17 protein-coding genes and 1 other RNA gene are annotated in these 18,739 nt (G+C 46.0%); 9 read left to right on the forward strand and 9 right to left on the reverse strand.

The features are described from left to right. Positions 1 to 31: 31 nt before the first annotated feature. From ffs to PJF56_RS17720, 5 genes are all read left to right on the forward strand, one after another. Positions 32 to 128: signal recognition particle sRNA small type (ffs, locus tag PJF56_RS17700), an RNA gene on the forward strand. A 22-nt stretch (positions 129 to 150) separates the two neighbouring features. Beyond that, the gene (locus PJF56_RS17705) at positions 151 to 534 is read left to right on the forward strand and encodes a phasin family protein (RefSeq protein ID WP_283764026.1); all 384 of its coding nucleotides are present in this window, start codon (positions 151 to 153) and stop codon (positions 532 to 534) included. A 6-nt stretch (positions 535 to 540) separates the two neighbouring features. After that, positions 541 to 960 carry a hypothetical protein gene (locus PJF56_RS17710; protein ID WP_283764027.1) on the forward strand — a complete coding sequence of 140 codons (420 nt, stop codon included), beginning with the start codon at positions 541 to 543 and terminating at the stop codon, positions 958 to 960. Between the two features lie 683 nt (positions 961 to 1,643). After that, a complete protein-coding gene (locus PJF56_RS17715; RefSeq protein WP_283764028.1) occupies positions 1,644 to 2,615 on the forward strand; it encodes an RNA polymerase sigma factor, RpoD/SigA family in 972 nt (323 codons plus the stop codon). Positions 2,616 to 2,741: 126 nt separating this feature from the next. Further along, on the forward strand, positions 2,742 to 3,263 hold the full coding sequence (locus tag PJF56_RS17720; RefSeq protein ID WP_283764029.1) for a hypothetical protein: 522 nt from the start codon (positions 2,742 to 2,744) through the stop codon (positions 3,261 to 3,263). An 87-nt stretch (positions 3,264 to 3,350) separates the two neighbouring features. On the opposite strand, the gene PJF56_RS17725 is transcribed toward PJF56_RS17720, so the two are convergent. The 6 genes from PJF56_RS17725 to hpsL all read right to left on the reverse strand — a co-directional run bounded on the left by PJF56_RS17725 (position 3,351) and on the right by hpsL (position 10,638). Then, positions 3,351 to 4,451 carry an acyltransferase family protein gene (locus PJF56_RS17725; protein WP_283764030.1) on the reverse strand — a complete coding sequence of 367 codons (1,101 nt, stop codon included), beginning with the start codon at positions 4,449 to 4,451 and terminating at the stop codon, positions 3,351 to 3,353. Positions 4,452 to 4,474: 23 nt separating this feature from the next. Next, entirely contained in the window at positions 4,475 to 5,296 is an 822-nt protein-coding gene (locus tag PJF56_RS17730; RefSeq protein ID WP_283764031.1) for a polysaccharide deacetylase family protein, read from the reverse strand. Positions 5,297 to 5,385: 89 nt separating this feature from the next. After that, entirely contained in the window at positions 5,386 to 6,555 is a 1,170-nt protein-coding gene (gene hpsP / locus PJF56_RS17735; protein WP_283764032.1) for a hormogonium polysaccharide biosynthesis glycosyltransferase HpsP, read from the reverse strand. Between the two features lie 169 nt (positions 6,556 to 6,724). Then, positions 6,725 to 7,894 (reverse strand): hormogonium polysaccharide biosynthesis glycosyltransferase HpsO, encoded by a 1,170-nt coding sequence (hpsO, locus tag PJF56_RS17740; protein WP_283764033.1) that lies wholly within the window; start codon positions 7,892 to 7,894, stop codon positions 6,725 to 6,727. Positions 7,895 to 7,929: 35 nt separating this feature from the next. Next, a complete protein-coding gene (gene hpsN / locus PJF56_RS17745) occupies positions 7,930 to 8,913 on the reverse strand; it encodes a hormogonium polysaccharide biosynthesis glycosyltransferase HpsN (protein ID WP_283764034.1) in 984 nt (327 codons plus the stop codon). Between the two features lie 27 nt (positions 8,914 to 8,940). After that, the gene (gene hpsL, locus PJF56_RS17750; protein WP_283764035.1) at positions 8,941 to 10,638 is read right to left on the reverse strand and encodes a hormogonium polysaccharide biosynthesis protein HpsL; all 1,698 of its coding nucleotides are present in this window, start codon (positions 10,636 to 10,638) and stop codon (positions 8,941 to 8,943) included. Between the two features lie 119 nt (positions 10,639 to 10,757). Between hpsL and ndhM the strand changes: the two genes are divergently transcribed. Beyond that, positions 10,758 to 11,096, forward strand: a complete 339-nt coding sequence (ndhM, locus tag PJF56_RS17755; protein ID WP_283764036.1) for an NAD(P)H-quinone oxidoreductase subunit M — start codon at positions 10,758 to 10,760, stop codon at positions 11,094 to 11,096. 10 nt (positions 11,097 to 11,106) lie between these two features. Here the strand turns inward: ndhM and PJF56_RS17760 are convergent, their stop codons facing one another. Further along, positions 11,107 to 11,391, reverse strand: coding sequence for a hypothetical protein (locus tag PJF56_RS17760; protein WP_283764037.1), 285 nt, complete (start codon positions 11,389 to 11,391; stop codon positions 11,107 to 11,109). Between the two features lie 184 nt (positions 11,392 to 11,575). Between PJF56_RS17760 and PJF56_RS17765 the strand changes: the two genes are divergently transcribed. The 3 genes from PJF56_RS17765 to PJF56_RS17775 are packed head-to-tail and all read left to right on the forward strand — an operon-like array spanning position 11,576 to position 14,486. Beyond that, the gene (locus PJF56_RS17765) at positions 11,576 to 12,985 is read left to right on the forward strand and encodes a NupC/NupG family nucleoside CNT transporter (protein WP_283764038.1); all 1,410 of its coding nucleotides are present in this window, start codon (positions 11,576 to 11,578) and stop codon (positions 12,983 to 12,985) included. A gap of 53 nt (positions 12,986 to 13,038) precedes the next feature. Further along, positions 13,039 to 13,905: a hypothetical protein gene (locus PJF56_RS17770; RefSeq protein ID WP_283764039.1), complete on the forward strand. Its 867-nt coding sequence runs from the start codon at positions 13,039 to 13,041 to the stop codon at positions 13,903 to 13,905. Beyond that, on the forward strand, positions 13,905 to 14,486 hold the full coding sequence (locus PJF56_RS17775) for a DUF3318 domain-containing protein (protein ID WP_283764040.1): 582 nt from the start codon (positions 13,905 to 13,907) through the stop codon (positions 14,484 to 14,486). The genes PJF56_RS17770 and PJF56_RS17775 overlap by 1 nt, the downstream gene beginning before the upstream one ends. Before the next feature lie 74 nt (positions 14,487 to 14,560). Here the strand turns inward: PJF56_RS17775 and PJF56_RS17780 are convergent, their stop codons facing one another. Further along, positions 14,561 to 16,093 (reverse strand): Hsp70 family protein, encoded by a 1,533-nt coding sequence (locus PJF56_RS17780; RefSeq protein WP_283764041.1) that lies wholly within the window; start codon positions 16,091 to 16,093, stop codon positions 14,561 to 14,563. Positions 16,094 to 16,121: 28 nt separating this feature from the next. Continuing rightward, on the reverse strand, positions 16,122 to 18,716 hold the full coding sequence (locus PJF56_RS17785; protein ID WP_283764042.1) for a hypothetical protein: 2,595 nt from the start codon (positions 18,714 to 18,716) through the stop codon (positions 16,122 to 16,124). Between the last annotated feature and the right edge of the window lie 23 nt (positions 18,717 to 18,739).

Here is an 18,739-nt window from a genome sequence, read left to right on the forward strand (position 1 = left end):
ACTGCCGATTAAAGTGCTATCCTAGAGTGCAGACCCGGACTTATGCGATTACAACGCCCAAACCTTGTCAGGACCGGAAGGTAGCAGCAATACGGGATGCTTGTAATAGGCGTAAACTCCGGGTCGCCCTGTGTCAGAAGAGGTTGGAAGATGCCAGGTTTAGGAGATTTCGTCAAGAAAGCATTCTATATGGGAGTTGGGGTGGCATCCTATGCAGGGGAAAAGGCCGGAACGGCGATCTCTGATTTGCGCCCCCAAGCACAAAAACTGGCCAACGAAATGGTAGAGCGGGGAGAAATAACTGCCGAAGAAGCTCGACGAATGGTCGAAGAAATCGTTAACCGCGCCCAACAACAGGTTAATGAACAAGCTGAAGAAGCCAATGCAGAGGATAAACCCAAAGAACCTCGCCGGATTGAGATTTTAGATGATGACGATCCCGATCTGCCCACAGAGGAAGAGGCTCAAGTGAATGATTTACGGGATCAGGTGAATCAACTCAAAGAAGAATTGAAGCAACTCCAACAAGATTAAGTGGTTATGGAAGATTGGGAAAAAGACTGGCAGAATTTCTGTGAAAGCTTCACTGCTGGAGTTGAGGAGTTGTTTCGGGAAGTCGAGGAAGAGTTAGGAGAGTGGGTGGGAGAGATCGCGGAACTCACCATCGAGATTGCTGAAACTCTCGACGATTTGCTCTTTTCAGATTTAGACGCTTTTTTCAATGAATACATAGAACCCCTTGAGGACTCCAATCCAGATTCAAGGGAAGATGAGCCATTTTACCACCCCTTTGCCGATGTCGATCGCCCTTCAAGTCATCAACCTCAAACTTGTGTGGGATGTCGTCATTACCATGGGCAAGTTTATGGGGGAAACCTGTTCGTCTGTGGGATGCATCCCTATGGGCCAGAAGATTCCTTTTGTCGCGACTGGGAAGGGATGGGGAATGGACAAAACTGAGAGTTTGATGACCCTAACCCCTTAACCGGACTTGAGGTGATGAGGTCGATTGGGAGTCTGGGGTTGATTTAATCAACAAGTTACGTTATACTACAAATGAAGTCGATCCAAGGTTGAGAACAGTTTGAGAACAGTTTGAGAACTGTTACTGTGGGATATCAGGAACTCCAGGGGCAAAAATTCGTCATCTCAACTTAGACCCATAGACAAAGGTTCGGCAATCTCGATGGTGAACCGAACTGACACATTCTGGAAAATATTCGATCCTAGATCTTAGGAAAGGAGATGAGTTTTTGGAAGCTAACTCGGTACAAATACTTAATCTAATTTGCGTAAGACAATTAAACTTCAAATTCACCTGAAAGGAGGAGGTATTTAACCAGAAGTTTAGTTTATTTTAGAGACAAAGCAAGTTAGACGACAACCCGAAATCCCCCATCCTGGTAAAGATTAAGTTGAAGTTAGGGAATGTCCCAACGGAACCAGGGGCCAAAAGGTGGATGAGCTGATTGCTCTAGTCCGAGTTGTCAAGATTTGGCGACAAATCGGGAACCCTAGAAATAGATATCTCCAATACTAGATGTCCGGGAAACGTCTACGAAATCAAGTAGGCGATTTTTGGCTCTCAAGTTTTTCTGCATTAACCCCGATCATTACGACTACCTAATCCTATGCCTAAGACCATGACTAAGACCCAAACTAAGCCTCCTACCTATACGGCAGATATGGTAAGGACATATCTACATGAAATCGGTCGTATTCCTCTGTTAACCCACGAGCAAGAGATTGTATTGGGTAAACAGGTTCAGCATATGATGCAGTTGATGGAAGTTAAAGAGGAGCAAGAAGCCGAACTCGATCGCCCCATTAGCGACCAGGAATGGGCAGATCGAGTGGAGTTAGATCCTCAAGAGTTGGATCGCATTGTCAAGCAAGGTCAAAGAGCTAAACAAAAAATGATTGAAGCGAACTTGCGTCTGGTGGTGGCGATCGCCAAAAAATACCAGAAACGAAATATGGAGTTTCTGGACTTAATCCAAGAAGGAACCCTGGGCTTAGAACGGGGAGTCGAAAAATTTGACCCCATGAGGGGTTATAAATTTTCAACCTATGCCTATTGGTGGATTCGCCAAGCCATTACGAGGGCGATCGCCCAACAAGGTCGCACCATTCGCCTGCCGATCCACATTACGGAGAAACTCAACAAAATCAAAAAAATACAACGAGAACTCTCCCAACAGCTCGGTCGCAGTGCAACTCCCACAGAAATTGGCCAAGCTTTAGACCTCAAACCAGCTCAAATCCGTGAATACCTTACCCTCTCCCGTCAACCGGTCTCCCTAGACCTACGGGTAGGAGATAACCAAGACACGGAACTCCAAGAACTCTTGGAAGACGATGGTATTTCTCCAGAACACTATGCCACTCAAGAACTCCTGCGCCAAGATCTACACCATCTCATTGCTGACCTAACCCCTCAACAACAAGAGGTGTTGAACTTACGCTTTGGACTCACCGACGGTCATGAGTTATCCCTGTCTCAAGTGGGTCAGCGCATGAGTTTAAGTCGGGAACGAGTCCGTCAACTCGAAAGACAAGCCTTAACCTACTTACGTCGCCATCGGGGTTTGGTTCGTGAGTATTTGGCCAGCTAAGGAGAGGGATTTCGTTCCCCTCCAGAAGCACCCATATACGACCCCAAATACTCCATGGGTGCTTCTGAATGTATGCATAACACGCTCATTGATCGATCCATAAAATCATTCAAGGAGGAGACCAGGGTGTTTCAATTTTTTTCATCTCAGATACAACGCTTGACTACAAGGTTAGCTCACTCTTCATCCCTGCTAACGCCTCTGGTGTTTGCCCTAGTAGTCTCCTTGGGAAATAGCGCTCCGTCCCTGGCTGAAACGGTTGCACAGTCGGAAACAGTTCCCCACTTTCCGGATGGGGTTTATTTTTATGGAGAATCACCCCAACGGGATCAACTCGGTCAAGGCTATATGGTGTTTGAAGCTCGCGAGCAAAAGCTGTTAGGAGCCTTTTATCTTCCCCGTTCGTCTTTTGATTGTTTCTATGGACAGGTGACTTCTAACGAGTTAGCCATGACTGTGATTCATAGTTACGATCGCACTGCCCATGCCTATCAAATGGGGTTGGAACCGGTGGCGATCGCCTCTAGTGAGACTCTAGATACCCAAGACCTCCAGTTTAAGCCCCAAGGCTTTCACCGCATTCCAGAACTGAGCGATTTAGAGCATGAGATCCTAGAAACCTGTCGCCAAGATCTGCAAGACCATTAGATTGGAGAAGAATTAGAGTCAACAACGGGATCGTCATTGTTGGCTCAGTTTACCACTTCAATTCAATCGTATTGACTATTGACTGCTTTATCCTTTGATCCACTTTCTGAGTTGACGATCGCAAAACACAAATAAACCAGTATATCCCCATAAGAGCATAGCGATACTTAGCATCAAAAACAATATTTTTGGATAAGTGGATATACTAACATATTTATTAAGTTGACGAAAGGCAACGAAAAATAAGGGTTGATGAATTAGGTAAATTTGATACGAATATAGACCTAACAAAGAAAGGAAACTTAACAGCCAAACAACAGGTTTTATTCTTTTTCTTTTGTCCAACCATACAAACATACTCTGAAGTGCGACAAAAAACAACGGAGTAAACAGCATGTCAAAACCGAGCATATAGCGAAAATCAAAGCCTGATTTTCCTAAGTAAATATAAACAATAAATCCCAGCAAAAAGACAAGTAAAGTCCACCAGTAATCTATCTTTCTAAATCCATCATGGTAGAAATAGATAATCCCCCAATACAATCCCAAGCCAAATTGAAAAATATAACTTCCCAGAAAATCATTCTGCAATAAGTACCAATACAGATCTGAGCTTGTATCTGTATTAAAACACAGCACTTTAGTTACCACTCCTAAAAATAGAGTTACAATCAGAAGTATTATCGGTTTACTCTGAGAAATGCGGAAAATAAGTGGCGTAACTAAGTAGGCTTGTAAAATAACCGTAAAAAACCAAAATCCAGGATTAATAGATTGGAAGGTATAACCGGCTAAACCCGCTACACTGAGCAAAAAATCTGGGAAAATATATTTTTGAGGATAGGACAGAAGAAAATATAACACTAAACTAAAAATAACAGCCAATAAATAGGTGGGATAAAGACGATTTAAGCGCTTGATTAGCCACGATCTCCAGTCAAAATGAATCGTAGGAAGTAAATTTTTCCTGGCCATGACATAAGTAATATTAAATCCAGCCATGACAAAAAAGATATCAACAGCAGCAAAACCCACTTTAGCACCTAGTTGGTCAAGGGTGACAACTAAGGGGATACGCTCAGGATAATTCTGGAAAAAATGAAAAAGTAAAATACCGAAAATTGCTAGACCTTTAATTTGGTCAATCCAATTGATTCGCTGTCCTGTTTGATTAGGTTGATTAGCCATAAGAATTCCATTAAAACTTAATGTTACAAAAAATCAGCAAAAATATTAAAAAACATCCTTCCTGTATAAGATTGAGGATTTTGAGTAAGTTCAGAAGAAAATTCTGCAATTTTTATTAAATCCTCTGGCGTATCTTTTTGAGTTACTCGAACTCTTGGTAGAGTATACGGATTTTGATTATAACCTAACTTAAAAATTTGGTGATTGTATAGATATCCTGATTGATAATATCTGGCTACAGAATTTTGGATCGAAGGATTGAAGTCATTATAAGCGTAAGCAATATGAGATACAGTCTTGGAATAATGGGAATTAGCTTGATCGTCAAGACAGGATCTTAAAATGCTTTGACCTTTGGATAACTCTATGGTTAATTGATCGGGATCTAAGTGTGTTAATCTTCGATGTCTCCATCCATGAGATTGAATATCAAAAAAATCACTTTCTATTCCTTGTTTTAGTTCTTCGCAAGTTGCATACTTTTTTGATTTTTCATGAGTCATAAACCTTGAATTTACAAATAGAGTTACTGTTAATTGCTTATGATATTTTTGAGAAAGTTTTCTGAGTAAAGGGAGGACTTGAGTATACATGCTTTTGTATCCATCATCAAATGAGATAAGAACTGCCTTTTTACCGATATATTTTTGCGGAATTTTTTGTGACCGTTCTAAAAAATAGGCTTTAAGATCATCGGTAGATAAAAACCAATAATCATTTTTACACAGATATTCTAAGAATTTTTCTAACTTTTTAGTTTCGTAATCTAACCCATAATTCGTGGAAGATTCGACAACATCATGAAATCCAAACAGGGGGATTCTTGTGGTCTCTAGATTAAGCATAAGCCAGGGTTCTACACTTAAGGTGCTAGAGATCAAAAATATCAATATAATCACTAAATTCAAAAACCATCTAAGCATGGAAACTTATCTTAAAGAAATTGTTGGTAAACCTCGATCATTTGTTGGGCGATCGCCGGCCAGCTATAGTGAGTGTTTGCATAGTCTGCGCCTGCTGCTCCCCGTTTGAGTCGTTCTTGGCGATCGCTCAAAGCCAGTCGTAAACTACCGGTTAAGGAATCGACATCACAACCACACACCCATCCAGCCGCCGATTTTTGGATATCTTCCCAAATATAAACCCCTGTGGAGATGACGACAGGGGTTCCGGAGGCGATCGCCTCCGCTACAGCAATGCCAAAATTCTCATAGTAGGACGGCAACACAAACAGATCCGCATCGCGCAACAGTGCCCCTTTCTCCTCACCCCGGACAAACCCCGGAAACTGGGTACAGGGGGCTAAGGGAGAGGATTTGATCTGCTGTTTAATTTGCTCCACATAGGCAGTATTTTGGGGGTTTCCACCCGCTAAAACCAATTCAAAGTCAAATTTTTCATTCACCAGGGTTTCCAGGGCAGGAAGGAGCAAATCCAAGCCCTTTTTCGGGTCAATTCTCGACATATAGAGAATCAGGGGTTTATCGGCAGGGATATTCAGGTTGGCTCTAGCCTTTCCCGGTTCTGGCAGTTGGGGCAGTTGTACGCCCAAGGGAACTACTACGCTAGGGGTTTGGGTTCCGAAGCGATCGGAAATTTTCGCTTCAATGCTACTGGTAAAATGGATGGCGGCTGCTCCAGCGATATTGGGTTTTTCCCACAAAGCAGTATAGATGCGTTTAAGCTGTCGTTTTTTGCGTAAGTCCGCCGGATCTAAGGTTCCCAGAGGACGCATAATATAAGGTAGTCCTTTCTGGCGGGCGATCGTTGCAGCAGCCGAACTAACCGGAGAAAACAGGGCATGAATATGGGCAATATCATACTCCGAGGCATGTTCAGACAACCAGTTTAATAAATCTAGGGAAAACTTGTAGCGTCGGAACGGAGAACAGCGAAAGTAACGAATAGAATAACCATTTTCCTCCACAGGGCGGTCTAGGGGCACATCTAAGGGCGCTTCCCCCGTATCCCCATTGGAATCTGTAGTTAAGATCGTCACCTCCATATCCGGCTCATGACTCAAGGCCGCAGATAACCCTTTAACCATCTGACTGGGGCCACCATAAACAAGAGAAATGGAAGGAACAATTTGTAAAACACGCATTATGGTTAAGAAGATAGAATTTTTATAGCAGATGTACAGAATTTCCCCTCATCCCCCAGCCCCTGCTCCCGCAGGCGCTGTCCTGAGCGAAGTCGAAGGGAGAAGGGGAGAAAAGTCCCTCTCCCTTGGGAGAGGGATATAGGGAGAGGGCAAGATATCCGCTAAAAATTTAGACCAACAACTGTTCATAAAAAGATAATTGTTCTTTAGCCAAAGCCGTATTTGTATAGTGAAGCATCGCCCGTTCATAACCTTTTTGGGCCAAATCTTGCCGGAATGGTTGATTCTCCATCAGTTGATGTAAACAGTTTCGCAAAGCGTCCACATTTGCTTCCGGAAATACCAATCCCGCTTCATCAATGACGTGAGGAATTTCCCCCGAATCAGAACCAATTACCGGCACTTTACAAGACATCGCTTCAATTAGAACATGGCCAAATTGTTCTTTCCAACCGGCTGCCGTTAAGGTCTTAAACTTATAGGTGGTCTCAGAGGGCAAAACCAAGACATCCATCAAATTAATATAGCGATAAACCCGATCGTGGGGGACACTTTCCACAAAAATAACCCGGTCTCGTAAGCCAAATTCTGAAGCCTTGTTTAAGATCTCTTGCTTCAAATCTCCGCGACCGAGCAACACCCATTTCCAGGGATAATCTGTAATTCCTTTTAAGGCTTTGAATAGGGTTAATAGTCCCTTTTCTTCGACAAATCGACCCACAAACCCGACAACAAATTCATCCGGTTTAATGCCCAAAGATATCCTTAACTCTGGTTGCTCTTGAGGCGAAAATAACTGCTCATCGACTCCCAGTTGGGGCATGACTTTAATCGGGCCTTCATACCCATGATCCCGCAGGACATCGGCTCCGTCTTGGTTTCCCGATATAATCCCGTGGGAATATTTGAGATTAAACCCCTCTAAAACAGAAATGGGAAATTTGACTTCATAGGGTAAATTCCACCAAGTAAAGAATACATTTTTTGCTTTTAAGTTCAGTTGTTTATTCAGGGTAATTAATTCTGCATGGCTGAAGGCTTTTGCCCCTTGTTCCGTCTGCAATATATTGGGTTGGAAGGTTTTGAGCAATTGCACTAAATCCAGACCAAAAGTTAATAAGCCTTGGTTGTTTTTACTAAAGTTAGAGAGGGGCACAACTCGAAAATTTCCCTCATCGATGGGTTGGGTTTCAATGATTTTGTTTTGTACCCCTCCCGGTCGCCATCGTTTGGGCACAACAACAGTTACTTGTACCCTGGGATCGAGTTGGGCTAGTTTTCTCAATTTCTCGCGATTGAGATCGACAATGTAGGTGTGGCTGGCGATTAAAATTTTCATGATGGTCTAGAACCCAATAACACCATTAAACGGATTTAGAAGTTTGCCATTTTTTCGTCTTGCTGGCTATACATTTGCCCCGTTTTCCATAGGGTTTTGAGCCGAGTTTGCCAAGCACTCAAGTAACCCATGGTGTAGAACCCTGCACGACTAATAATTTTGATGGGGGAGCCACTTTTGTTGCAGGGAGGATGACCTAAAACGTGACAGTCAAATAACTTGCTAAAGAACCGGACTTGTTGACCGACGGTCAAATTTTTGAGTCCCATGAGAAAGTGGTTATGGTAGAAGGTAATCTGATATTCTAGCGATCGCGTAGAAATATCGTGACATCCTCCCGTTTCTTCCCCTAAATGTACCAAATTGGCTTCTGGATCGTACCAAATTTTGTATCCGGTCTGGCGCAAGCGCAAGCAAAAATCGGACTCTTCCCGCACCGCACTTCCGCGAAACCGCTCGTCAAATTCTAAGCCATACTTGCTAAAAATATTACTACGAAAAGACATATTACACCCACGAGCCGAAATCACTTCCTGGGCTTTAGTCGTATGCACCAAATCAATGTGATACCAAGCGATTCCGGGGTCAAAGGCTTGGGGCGGTAAATCTTCAATGGTATAACTATTCTGAGACTCGCCCAATTTCATGCGGTCAAAAACGCGACCAGCTACAGCACCGATTTCTGGGCGATCGTAATTGCGAGCATGGGCCATCAAATACCCATCCGGTAACACCACATCATCATCAATAAACAGCACCACATCCCCACTAGAGCGCCTTATCGCATAATTTCGCGCCCCCGGCAAACTGGCCCAGCTCACCCGAAACAGCTTAATTTTACCCAAATTAACCATCTCATCCAAGAACGCTTGCACTTCCGGTTTATGCTCGGCCGTTTGATCGACGACTAGCACCTCAAAATGGGGATAGTCCTGCTTGAGGACATCCTGAATACTATCGCGTAAGGGTTCCTCTCGCCCATAGGTGGGAATGATTACAGAAAGAAAAGGTAAATTCATCGTTAATTACTCTATAGTATAGGGATTCTATCTCCTCTTTTTACTCGATTTACGCCCTTTTTTGCCAGATTTAGCCGATTTAGATTTGGATTTAGACTTTTTCGCTTTTTTGGGATCGGCTTGTGCTTCCAATAGGGCTTGCAACTCTTCCTTTTTCTTCTGCTCCTCCTTATCAATGGCTGGTAGTTTTAACGTAATGCCCGCAAATAACCAATAGTAGACACACACCGGATCGGTATCTAAGGGATACCAGTAAGTTTGGTAACTAATCACCAAAATAAACACCCAAAAGCAAGCGCCAAAGTTTCGTAAGCTTTTATCTTTCACCGAACGATAAGATTTAAAAGTTTCCCAAGTGAGAACCGTAACCATCAACAAAAATAACGCTAACCCAGGTTTGCCAATTTCATAAATAATTTTCGGGAACCAGGTTTCAATCAAAGCTACCCTGCCAAAAATTCTAGCCGAATTAGTCGCTCTTCCCACGCCTTTACCAAACAATCCCGCTTTACCCACCGAGTGTTCTGCTTGTTCAGCAATAAAATCGGCTGGGTTAGAGGCATCTAATCGACCCATCAAGCTATCTAATCTCTCTTGGACAACATCCGGGAAGGCGATGGCTGCCCCTCCAATCAGCAAGGTTAATCCCACAGCAATGGGAATAAACCGTTTCAGGTTAGTCACTTGACCCGTGAGAACTAATAACATTACCGTGAAAACGGGCACAAGTAAGGTGGCAATTCGTTGCCCTGAAATAACCGAACACACAAAGTTTAAAGCCATGCCAGCAAATCCAGCCAGTTGCCATGGAAGAGAAGGATCGCAAAAGGCAGTGGCAAAGGTAAAAAAGGCACTACAAATCATATACCAACCCCAGTGCCAAGGGGAAGGTAAGGTACTCGGTAGACGAATTTGATTTTGTGATGGACTGAAGGTTAAAGAGCCTCCGACTAAACATTTTGCCTCGACACTTGCTTTAAATAGAGCATCTCCTGATGCCCCCCGTGTTCCCTGGCATGTCCCTGATGAAAGCATTTGATACTGCATTAAACAGAGAACACAAGTGATAATGGCCAGAACTGTGGTAATTCGGGTAATCCAGAGCAGTTCTTTTTTTCCGCGAATCATATAAAATCCGCAACTGATTAAGGGGATATACCCCATGAAGACTTTTAAGCCTAAAATCCCTAACAGAATTGGTTTATCGCCGCCTCTAGAGGTTTGGGGATTAATAATTAGGATGACAAATATGCAATAGCCTAAGAGTAAAAACAGGGAGGGAAGAAAGGCTTTGGGAACCAGAAAGGGGAGACGATATCGTTTACAATATTGATAGATTCCCATGAGTCCGGGAATGTAAAAAGCATCTTTGGCTAAGTGGAAAATAGCGTTTCCACCACCAGCCCAATAAACGACTGTTCCGCTAAAGGGCATATAGATATAGAATGCCCAGAGAGCTTGAATGGGATATTTCAGACAGGTTAAGAGAACGGTCATGCCCAATAAACCGCCGAGGAAGGCTTTTGGGTCGCCTGTGACGGCAATGCCAATGATGCCGAAAACGGAGCCAAATCCAAGGGATTGACCTAAGACTCCTATAAATTTTTTGCGAGCGTTGGCGGCTTCGCGTTTTTTGGCAGCTAGTTCTTCTTTTGTCGGCGGCGGTTTTTCTAGGGTGGCTGGGGTTTGTGCTTTTCCTTTGGATTTGAGTTTAGTTTTGGCCATGGGGGATTTGTTCTGGGAGATCCATCAATTGCACCCTTGCCTAAGATAGCTTAGAGATTGCTTCCTTTGCCTAGCAATGACAGAATACCTGTAGGCTGTTTTTTTTATTGACTATTATTATGCTACTGAAGTCTACGACTCGCCATATCCGCATTTTTACGGCGGTTATTGAGAAAGGGGAACTCAACCCATCTGAAAATATGCTGACTCTGGATGTCGATCCGGATAATGAGTTGAATTGGACAGATTCGTCGCTGAAAGCGGTCTATGGGAAGTTTGAGGAGTTGGTGGCGGCTTATGAGGGCCAGGATTTGACGGAGTATAATCTGCGTCGAATTGGCTCGGATTTGGAGCATTTTGTGCGATCGCTCCTGCAAAAGGGAGAACTGAGCTATAACCTGGAAAGCCGGGCAGTCAATTACAGCATGGGCTTACCTCAAGTCGCCGTCGATCAATAATCTTTGCCCCCTAAAATCTCCCAAAGGGATTCGGCGGTTCAGGATGAGGACGATCGCCCCCTGCTAACTCGGAAGGCGGTCGTTCATCGCTCCAACCCCACCAGGCTTGGCCACATTCACAGAGATAGAATTCTTGCCATTTGCGGCGACGACCTTCAATATAAACAGGCGATCGCCGATTTAACCAGACCCGCTCGGCTTCCCTCGAAGTCGCCCCACAGCGAGGACAACAAAACTTAAACGCATGGGTGGCTTGCTCTGTCCAAGCCGGTGGATTAAGATCAAACGCTTCCATAAATCTTCAAATTCTCCCTAAACCAACGGGGTGCTTATATCCTAAGCTTAAACCCCTGAACATCAATTTTTCATGGATTAGGGTCATTATGGACTTGACATCGGTGTAATTCCGGAGTCTGATAAGAATCAACTTGGTGTGACATCACCGGATTGGCTGGCTACTGTAAGGAAGCACTCTGCCCATGAACCCCATCTTAAACCTGATCTCTGCCCTCGGAATCGTTGTCCTCTGTCTGATCGCTTGGGTTGGTTCCGAAAACCGCAAAGTCATCCCCTGGAAAACTATCATCTTTGGCATTAGTTTACAACTGATTATTGGACTCTTAGTTTTCGTTCTGCCCACCCGCGACCTCATCGCCCAACTGAATAACCTCCTCAATGCCCTCTTAGATGCTTCAGAAGCGGGCGCTCGCTTCCTCTTTGGTGGAGATACTTCTGCCTTTGTCCCCGATCCTAACCGAGTGGTGGGCCCGGGGCCAGCCGGACGGTGGATTATGCGGGCAGTGGGTCAACCCTATGTAGCCGTTCCGGGAGATACCCTGGGTTCGGATAATCTCAATCCCGGTTATATCTTCGCTTTTCGTTCCCTACCCCAAGTGGTCTTCTTTTCAGCATTGGTTGCCCTGCTTTATCGATTGAATATTATTCAGCCGATTGTGAAGGTCTTCGCCCAAATTTTCCAGAAAACCATGAAAATTAGCGGGGCAGAGTCCTTATCGGGAGCTGCGAATATTTTTGTGGGCATTGAATCGGCGATCGCCGTTAAACCCTTCCTCGCTAAAATGACCCGTAGCGAAATCTGTGCCATTCTCACCAGTTGTTTTGGCTCCATCGCTTCCTCCGTTCTCGGACTCTATGCCGGATTTTTGCGCCCCGTCTTTCCCTCCATTGCCGGTCACTTGGTCTCCGCCTCCATTATGACCATTCCCGCGTGCTTCGTGATTGCTAAAATCCTGGTTCCCGAAACTGGAGAACCCGAAACCCTGGGCAAAATTCCCGAAGAACCCGAAGAAGACCCCGAAAAACGCCCCAACCCCATGGACAGCCTGATTATGGGAGCCTTAGATGGGGTAAAAATGGCCGTCGGTATTGCTGCCGTGATTATCGCCATTCTAGGTTTAGTGGCCCTAATCAATATGGGATTTGATAGCCTATCGGGATTACCAGCACCAGTCGGCACTGTATTTCAAGTGGTCACCCTGCAAAATATCATGGGCTTCCTATTCTTCCCCCTGACAATGCTTACGGGGGTGTCCCTAGATATTAATGAAATTTGGCAAGCTTCCGTGATTATCGGTCGTCGAGTCTTTGAAACCAATGTACCGCCCTACATTACCCTAGCGAATCTTAGCCGTGCAGAAGCCATTAGCGATCGCGCCATGCTCATCGTTAGTTACGTTCTCTGCGGGTTTACCCACTTTGCCTCCTATGGTATTTTTGTCGGCGGACTCTCTTCCCTGATTCCCGAACGGCGCTCTGAAGTCTCCTCCCTCGGCTTCAAAGCCCTCTGGGCCGCAACTTTGGCCACCCTAATGACCGGTTGTATCGCCGGACTCTTCGACTTGGGTAACCCTGCTACCCTAGGACGGTAAACAGAGTTACTCAAATGCTGGATAACGACGACAATCCTTGACTTGCGTCGGTCATGGCATTAATTTATGATGACAAAATCCTAGGGGACTTGAACACCAAGCTTAACGCTCTAAGTCCCATGCTCAAATTACGTCCCATGCTTAAACTCAAACCCCATCGACTTTGGCTTCTTGGTTTAATGGCGATCACTGCCCTAGGGTTAATCCTGGGTAATCCCTATCTGTCGGATTCTCAGGGACAACTGGCTCTAGAACAACCGGCTCAGGCGCAAGTCCCCTCCCCTCCTAGCCCTGATGCTACCCCTGAAACCCTACCAGAACCGCCCTCAACACCGTCTCCAGAAGCGTCTCCTTCTGAACCTCCTCGTCCTCCAGCTCCCACTCCCCTAGCATCTCCTTCTCCCTTACCTCCGCCTCCCACTCCTCCCACCCCAGAACCGACTCCCCCAGTTGAAGAGCCAACTGCCCCCCCATTAGAGGTCGGTGGTATTTACGAAGATGCCGATGGGTTTTATCAAATCGCGATTGTTCAAGACTATAAAGTGAGTTCAACGGGCAAAGATCCTCTGTTTGAATCCCCAGATGGTCAAGTGGCTTATAGCGTTTTGCGCTTACCTCGGCTGACCAAACAACGCCTTACCCATGGGATTTTGGCCCAAATTGCGGTTGAGGAATTGCAACGAGGAGAAGGCTTTGTGGCTCAAAGCTATATCCCCCTAGATGAAAGGGTGGTACAAGTGCCTTGGACAGGAACCTTAACCCAAGGACGCAATAGCCAACCGATGAGCGGTACGCTGATTTCCACTCAACCGGAACAGGATGTGTTTTTGGTGTTAATTGCTGCTACGGAAGCGGGAGCAGATCGAGTGCCCAATCTGGTTGCTACTTTGGTTGATGGTTTGGAGGTTACACCGAAATAATGTATCGCGATCGCGACCCCGAACTGTCTCGGCTAATCGAATTAATGCCAGCTTCCGGGCGCATGTTTGTGCAATTGATTGCTAAACCGGAACAACCCCAGGTGATTGATGCCCCTTTTCCTTTGCCCTGGAAGCGATCGCGGCCGGTTTATATCAATTTTGACCTTTTGCGCCAACTCCCCCTGCCAGAGCAAGATTTAGCGGTGCTACAGGCCGTTTGTTGGGTCTGTGAGGTGGAATGGTTTAAGCCCAATCTCTATCAAGGGTTAGTGGTTGTAGGATTACTGGGAACTGCGATCGAAATGATGCAAGCGGATGCTGTGGGAATGGTGGCCGGTGGTGGGCTAACGGCCATGGCTGTGATGCAAATTAGACGGAAAAACCGGCAACGGGATGTGATGATAGAAGGGGACAAAGCGGCAGTGCGGGTGGCAAGTCGGCGCGGATATAGCCCAGAAGAAGCGGCTGAACACTTGTTAAAGGCGATCGAGCATATCGCTCAAATTGAAGGCAGGAATGGCTTATCGGTCGTCGAGTTACTCCGGTGTCAGAATTTGCGGGTGATGTTGAAGAATGGATAAGCCTGTGTAGAGGCGATCCTGCCAGATTTTTCCTATTCTATCACTGCCAGCTAGAACCGTAGATTCTCGCTCTTTTACCAAAGGACGAGATAGGGGTCATCTAAGGTTTGGGAAGAAGTGGCGAGAACTTGCTCAAATCCATCGCTTACCTTTGTTTTATGCTCTGGATTGAGAGCATAAAATCCGGTTTCTTGAGGAATAAATAAGGATTGATTGAACTTGAAATCCCTGGATTTTTGTGGGGAACGTAATCCAGGGGGAAGATAGCCCGATAATAGTTGGTGGAGACGATCGCCACAAACGGCTGTATTAATCCCCCGTTGTTCTAATAACTGGAAAAGTTGCGTTTCGGCGATCGCCCCATCGGGCATCACCCGCAACAATTCTAACAACAGAAAATAATCGCTATATTGATGACGCACGGAATTCAATACTTGGGGATAGAGCGGTAAATTAGCCAAGCCATAAGCCACCCGACTACATTTAGGGGGTTGACCCTGTGGGGTACGGTCTTGAATAATCGCCGCACTGGGCAGTTTTTGCCGTAACCAACGGGCGATCGCCGGTAAGGACGCACTGCCTCCAGTACATAACATCTGACGTACCGCCTGGGGAGCCACCCCTGTGCGGGTAAATAAGCGATTAATTTCCCGATTTAGACCCCGTAAAAAGGGCACAAACACCTTGATTTCTAAATCTCGACGGCGAATCGTCCATTGTTGCCGATCCAGGCGAACGGCGATCTGGGTTTCGATCTGGAGTCTGTGCTTAATCTCTCTGGCGATCTCCAATAACTTCTCTCCCCAATCTGCACCGTTCAAATACTCACTCAACCGATGACGGGCTGTAACATCCACTTCTCCCGGTTGAGGAAACTTGATTCTTTTTTCTAGAGGAGATGAAGAGGGTAACAACCCATTCTCGGAACTCAACAATAACTGACAGATAATATCCTGATCGATCGCATCTCCTCCATAAGCCAAAGAAGCCACATGGAAATGCTCATACTTCAGTTGCGATCGCTTTAAGGGCAGATCGACCAAAGCAAACTCCGTGGAAGTCGCTCCCGAATCCAAAATCAACGTTGCTCCTTGCCATTGGTTTCCCTGAGCTGTATCTCGCAACTCTGAGATTACCAAAGCGATCGCCTCCTCCAAAAACATAATTTGGTGAGCCTGATTCACCCAACCCGCCCTCAAAATCGCCTCCCGTAGATTAAACCGATAGGCATCACTCCAATGGGCTGGACAACCAACAATTACCCCACTCAACTGACTCCAAAGCTCTTGATAGCAGCTATTCTTCTCCACCATCTCCCTCAACTGACCCACCATCTGCACAAGGCTTTCCTCGATCGATTGACCCAAAGGAGCCAAGCCTTTAACAACCCATTCCCCCTCCACCCCAGGCAAACCCCAATCTAACCAAGGCTTTAGAGAGACCCCAGCCTTAACGGGTTGAGGGGATAAAGGCTCCAAGGGATAAAAGCAGCGCCTAGAGGAATCGAGTAACACTGCTGAAATTTTGGTGGTTCCCCAATCGATTCCCAAATACCATAGGTGATTGTGCCCTTCCGAATGGTTCTGTCCCGATGAGTGATATGTCACACTTTTTTCCTCTCTCACATCCTCAGAATTAATTTTTATTCAAAGAATTCAAGGGTGGATCGGGATCGTCTTCTCCAAACCCTTCAAAGACATCATCAACGCTAAACGATTCTTCAGAGGTGGTGCTAGGGGTTGGACTCGATGGAGGTTGATCGAGATCTAAGTCTGATACCTCTCCTCGCAAAAAGCCATCAAACATATTTTCTATGGTTGATGTTCCCCCCTGCTTAGATGGATCGATTTTGCTTTGATCTCCTGGTGTTTCTTCCTCAAACATATTATCTAGGGTTATAGAGCTGGGTTCTTCGGCTTCTACAGTTCCAGACTCCTGCTCAAATACCGTATCGATGGTTAAAGATTCGGGCCAATCCATCGGATTCTCTGATGTTTCTTCCTCCGAGGCGATCGCCGGTGAGTCTGATAATTCTGAAGATTCTGGTGCTTCGGCAAATCCCTCAAATAAGCTATCGGCGGTCACGGAGGGTTCTGAACCTCCTCCATTTTCGAGGGTTTCCGGCTCTGGGGGACTTGGCTCCGGAGCATCTAAAATTTCATCGAGGAAATTTTCCGTTTTGGGGCTTGCCTCTTCTTCTGGCTCATCGAGAGCAGAACTAGCCGCCTCTAAGCTTCCAAATATATCCTCTTGTGCTTCTGGTGTCTGAGCTGGTTCTTCTGGCTCGTCGAGAGCAGAACTAGCCGCCTCTAAACTTCCAAATATATCCTCTGCGCTCTCTTCTGGAACTGGTGAAGGAACCGGAGGTTCATCCCCTTCTAAGCTAAATAAATCTTGACTTAACTGTTCTAAGACTTCGCCCTGCAAATTTAACTGACTCAGTTCCTCCGGTTCTTCAGTGTCTGTGGGTAATAAAACTTCATCCGGGGAAGCCGGAATATAAACATCCTCTGTAGACTCTAAAAGATTGCCCGTATCCCAAGTGGTTTCTAGGCTCTCTGAGGAGATCGGGGTTGGCTCATTTTCTTCACCGAATAATTCCATGAAGGTTTCCAGGGATACGGGATCTTCCACTTGGGAGGGAGGAGGAGCGCCTTCAAATAGATTGGACTCTACCACTGAATCAGTGGAGGACACATCTTCCGGTTCTGGGGGGACTTCTTCGCCTTCTGTTGAGGCGATCGCCTCTTCTGGCGTTTCCTCATCCCCTAACCCTTCAAATAGATCGGATTCCAGGGTGTCGGCGATCGCCTCTTCTGGAGGTTCCGGTTCCGGTTCCTGGGCGATCGCCTCTTCTGGCGTTTCCTGGGTCAACTCTTGTAAGGGATCGTCCGATTCCCCTGGCTGTAAAATTTCACCGGTTGTAAAGCGATCGGAACCAAAGAGGGCATCATATAATTCATCCCCTTGCATCGAATCATCTGAAGTGGATTCGCCAGAGGATCGATCCCTAGTTTCCTCCTCTACTTCCGTAATCTCAACCGCCTCTTCTAGATCTTCAAATTGTTCAAAGAATTCCGAAGCTATCTCCTCATCAAGGATATCCTCAGCCTCTTGTGCATCTAGCGATTCTTGGTTTTCCGATTCCTCCATCTCTTGAGCTAAATCAACCGACTCCAAAAGATCCTCAGCATCATTTGGAGCTATCACTGAGGGTTCTTCAGGAGCTGGAGTGGGAGCTTTCTCCTCAGCTCGATCCACCCGATCCTCAATTTCCGAAGGATTCAGAGATTTACCCCCACTCGTATTTTCCAACGCCCCTCCAGCCGAATCCTCCGGTCGCGTTTGCATGTAGGAAGACGCTTCTCGCCCTAACTGAGACGCTAACCGGTTCACCAAGGCATTAAACATCACTTCGCCCTGTTGACCCAAGCTATACATATGCTCAATGCCGTTTGTCATCGACTCACTATAGCTTTGGAGATTACTTTGTAGGGTCTCAAACACCACATTAATCGAGGCATCTAGGGTTTTGAGCAGCTTATCCGATTGGCTCTGTAGCGCCCTCAGTTGATCTAATCTTTCCTGGGGAGTGAGCAAACTCGGATCGGCATTACTATCGGGAGCCAAAATCGGATCGTGGGGTTCAGGGGGCCGATATTGGAGTAACTCCACTTGCAAATCGGCTAAATTTTGCGCCACCTGTTGGGTTAAACTTTCCGCACAGCGATCGATGAGGGTTTGGAAAAACTCGGTCATCATTTTCTGAGATTGACCGGACATAGCATTATTGCGCCGTTGCTGATCCAGATATTGTAGTTCTTGGCGCATCTGTTCCCGTTGGTTTTGTAGGTCTGCAATCTCCGCCTGTAGGGGAATCAGAATACTGTTTCGCAAATCCTGTACCACCGCTTGTACGATTTGTTGGTTAGCCGAATTCTCTGGAGTGGGTGCAGGTTGGCTCTGTTGGGACAGATCTGCCCCCAGTAAGGACATACGACGGCGACTTGGAGGAGTCTGACGGGTTGCAGGGGGCAGTTGACCTTGACGAGAGGCCCCCGGAGTGGGGGAAGTTGGTACACTGGCCAAATATTCCCGAACCCGCCTTAAAACCCGACGTTGTTGGCTCACCTCTCCCGCCATCACCCAGGGCAGGCGAGACTGGGTTTTGGATAGCACACTATCGATTTCTGTTATCAGTGCTTGACGCTGGTCAGTCTGAGGTGTCACAATCGTCATCCCTAAGTAGAAGT

The sequence above is a fragment of the Roseofilum halophilum BLCC-M91 genome (assembly GCF_030068445.1).
Classification (GTDB): Bacteria; Cyanobacteriota; Cyanobacteriia; order Cyanobacteriales; family Desertifilaceae; genus Roseofilum; species Roseofilum halophilum.

Coding starts and splice junctions, on each gene's coding strand:
- PJF56_RS17705 (WP_283764026.1), top strand. CDS start 151: ATGCCAGGTTTAGGAGATTTCGTCAAGAAAGCATTCTATATGGGAGTT.
- PJF56_RS17710 (WP_283764027.1), top strand. CDS start 541: ATGGAAGATTGGGAAAAAGACTGGCAGAATTTCTGTGAAAGCTTCACT.
- PJF56_RS17715 (WP_283764028.1), top strand. CDS start 1,644: ATGACTAAGACCCAAACTAAGCCTCCTACCTATACGGCAGATATGGTA.
- PJF56_RS17725 (WP_283764030.1), bottom strand. CDS start 4,451: ATGGCTAATCAACCTAATCAAACAGGACAGCGAATCAATTGGATTGAC.
- PJF56_RS17730 (WP_283764031.1), bottom strand. CDS start 5,296: ATGCTTAATCTAGAGACCACAAGAATCCCCCTGTTTGGATTTCATGAT.
- hpsP (WP_283764032.1), bottom strand. CDS start 6,555: ATGCGTGTTTTACAAATTGTTCCTTCCATTTCTCTTGTTTATGGTGGC.
- hpsO (WP_283764033.1), bottom strand. CDS start 7,894: ATGAAAATTTTAATCGCCAGCCACACCTACATTGTCGATCTCAATCGC.
- hpsN (WP_283764034.1), bottom strand. CDS start 8,913: ATGAATTTACCTTTTCTTTCTGTAATCATTCCCACCTATGGGCGAGAG.
- hpsL (WP_283764035.1), bottom strand. CDS start 10,638: ATGGCCAAAACTAAACTCAAATCCAAAGGAAAAGCACAAACCCCAGCC.
- ndhM (WP_283764036.1), top strand. CDS start 10,758: ATGCTACTGAAGTCTACGACTCGCCATATCCGCATTTTTACGGCGGTT.
- PJF56_RS17760 (WP_283764037.1), bottom strand. CDS start 11,391: ATGGAAGCGTTTGATCTTAATCCACCGGCTTGGACAGAGCAAGCCACC.
- PJF56_RS17765 (WP_283764038.1), top strand. CDS start 11,576: ATGAACCCCATCTTAAACCTGATCTCTGCCCTCGGAATCGTTGTCCTC.
- PJF56_RS17770 (WP_283764039.1), top strand. CDS start 13,039: ATGGCATTAATTTATGATGACAAAATCCTAGGGGACTTGAACACCAAG.
- PJF56_RS17775 (WP_283764040.1), top strand. CDS start 13,905: ATGTATCGCGATCGCGACCCCGAACTGTCTCGGCTAATCGAATTAATG.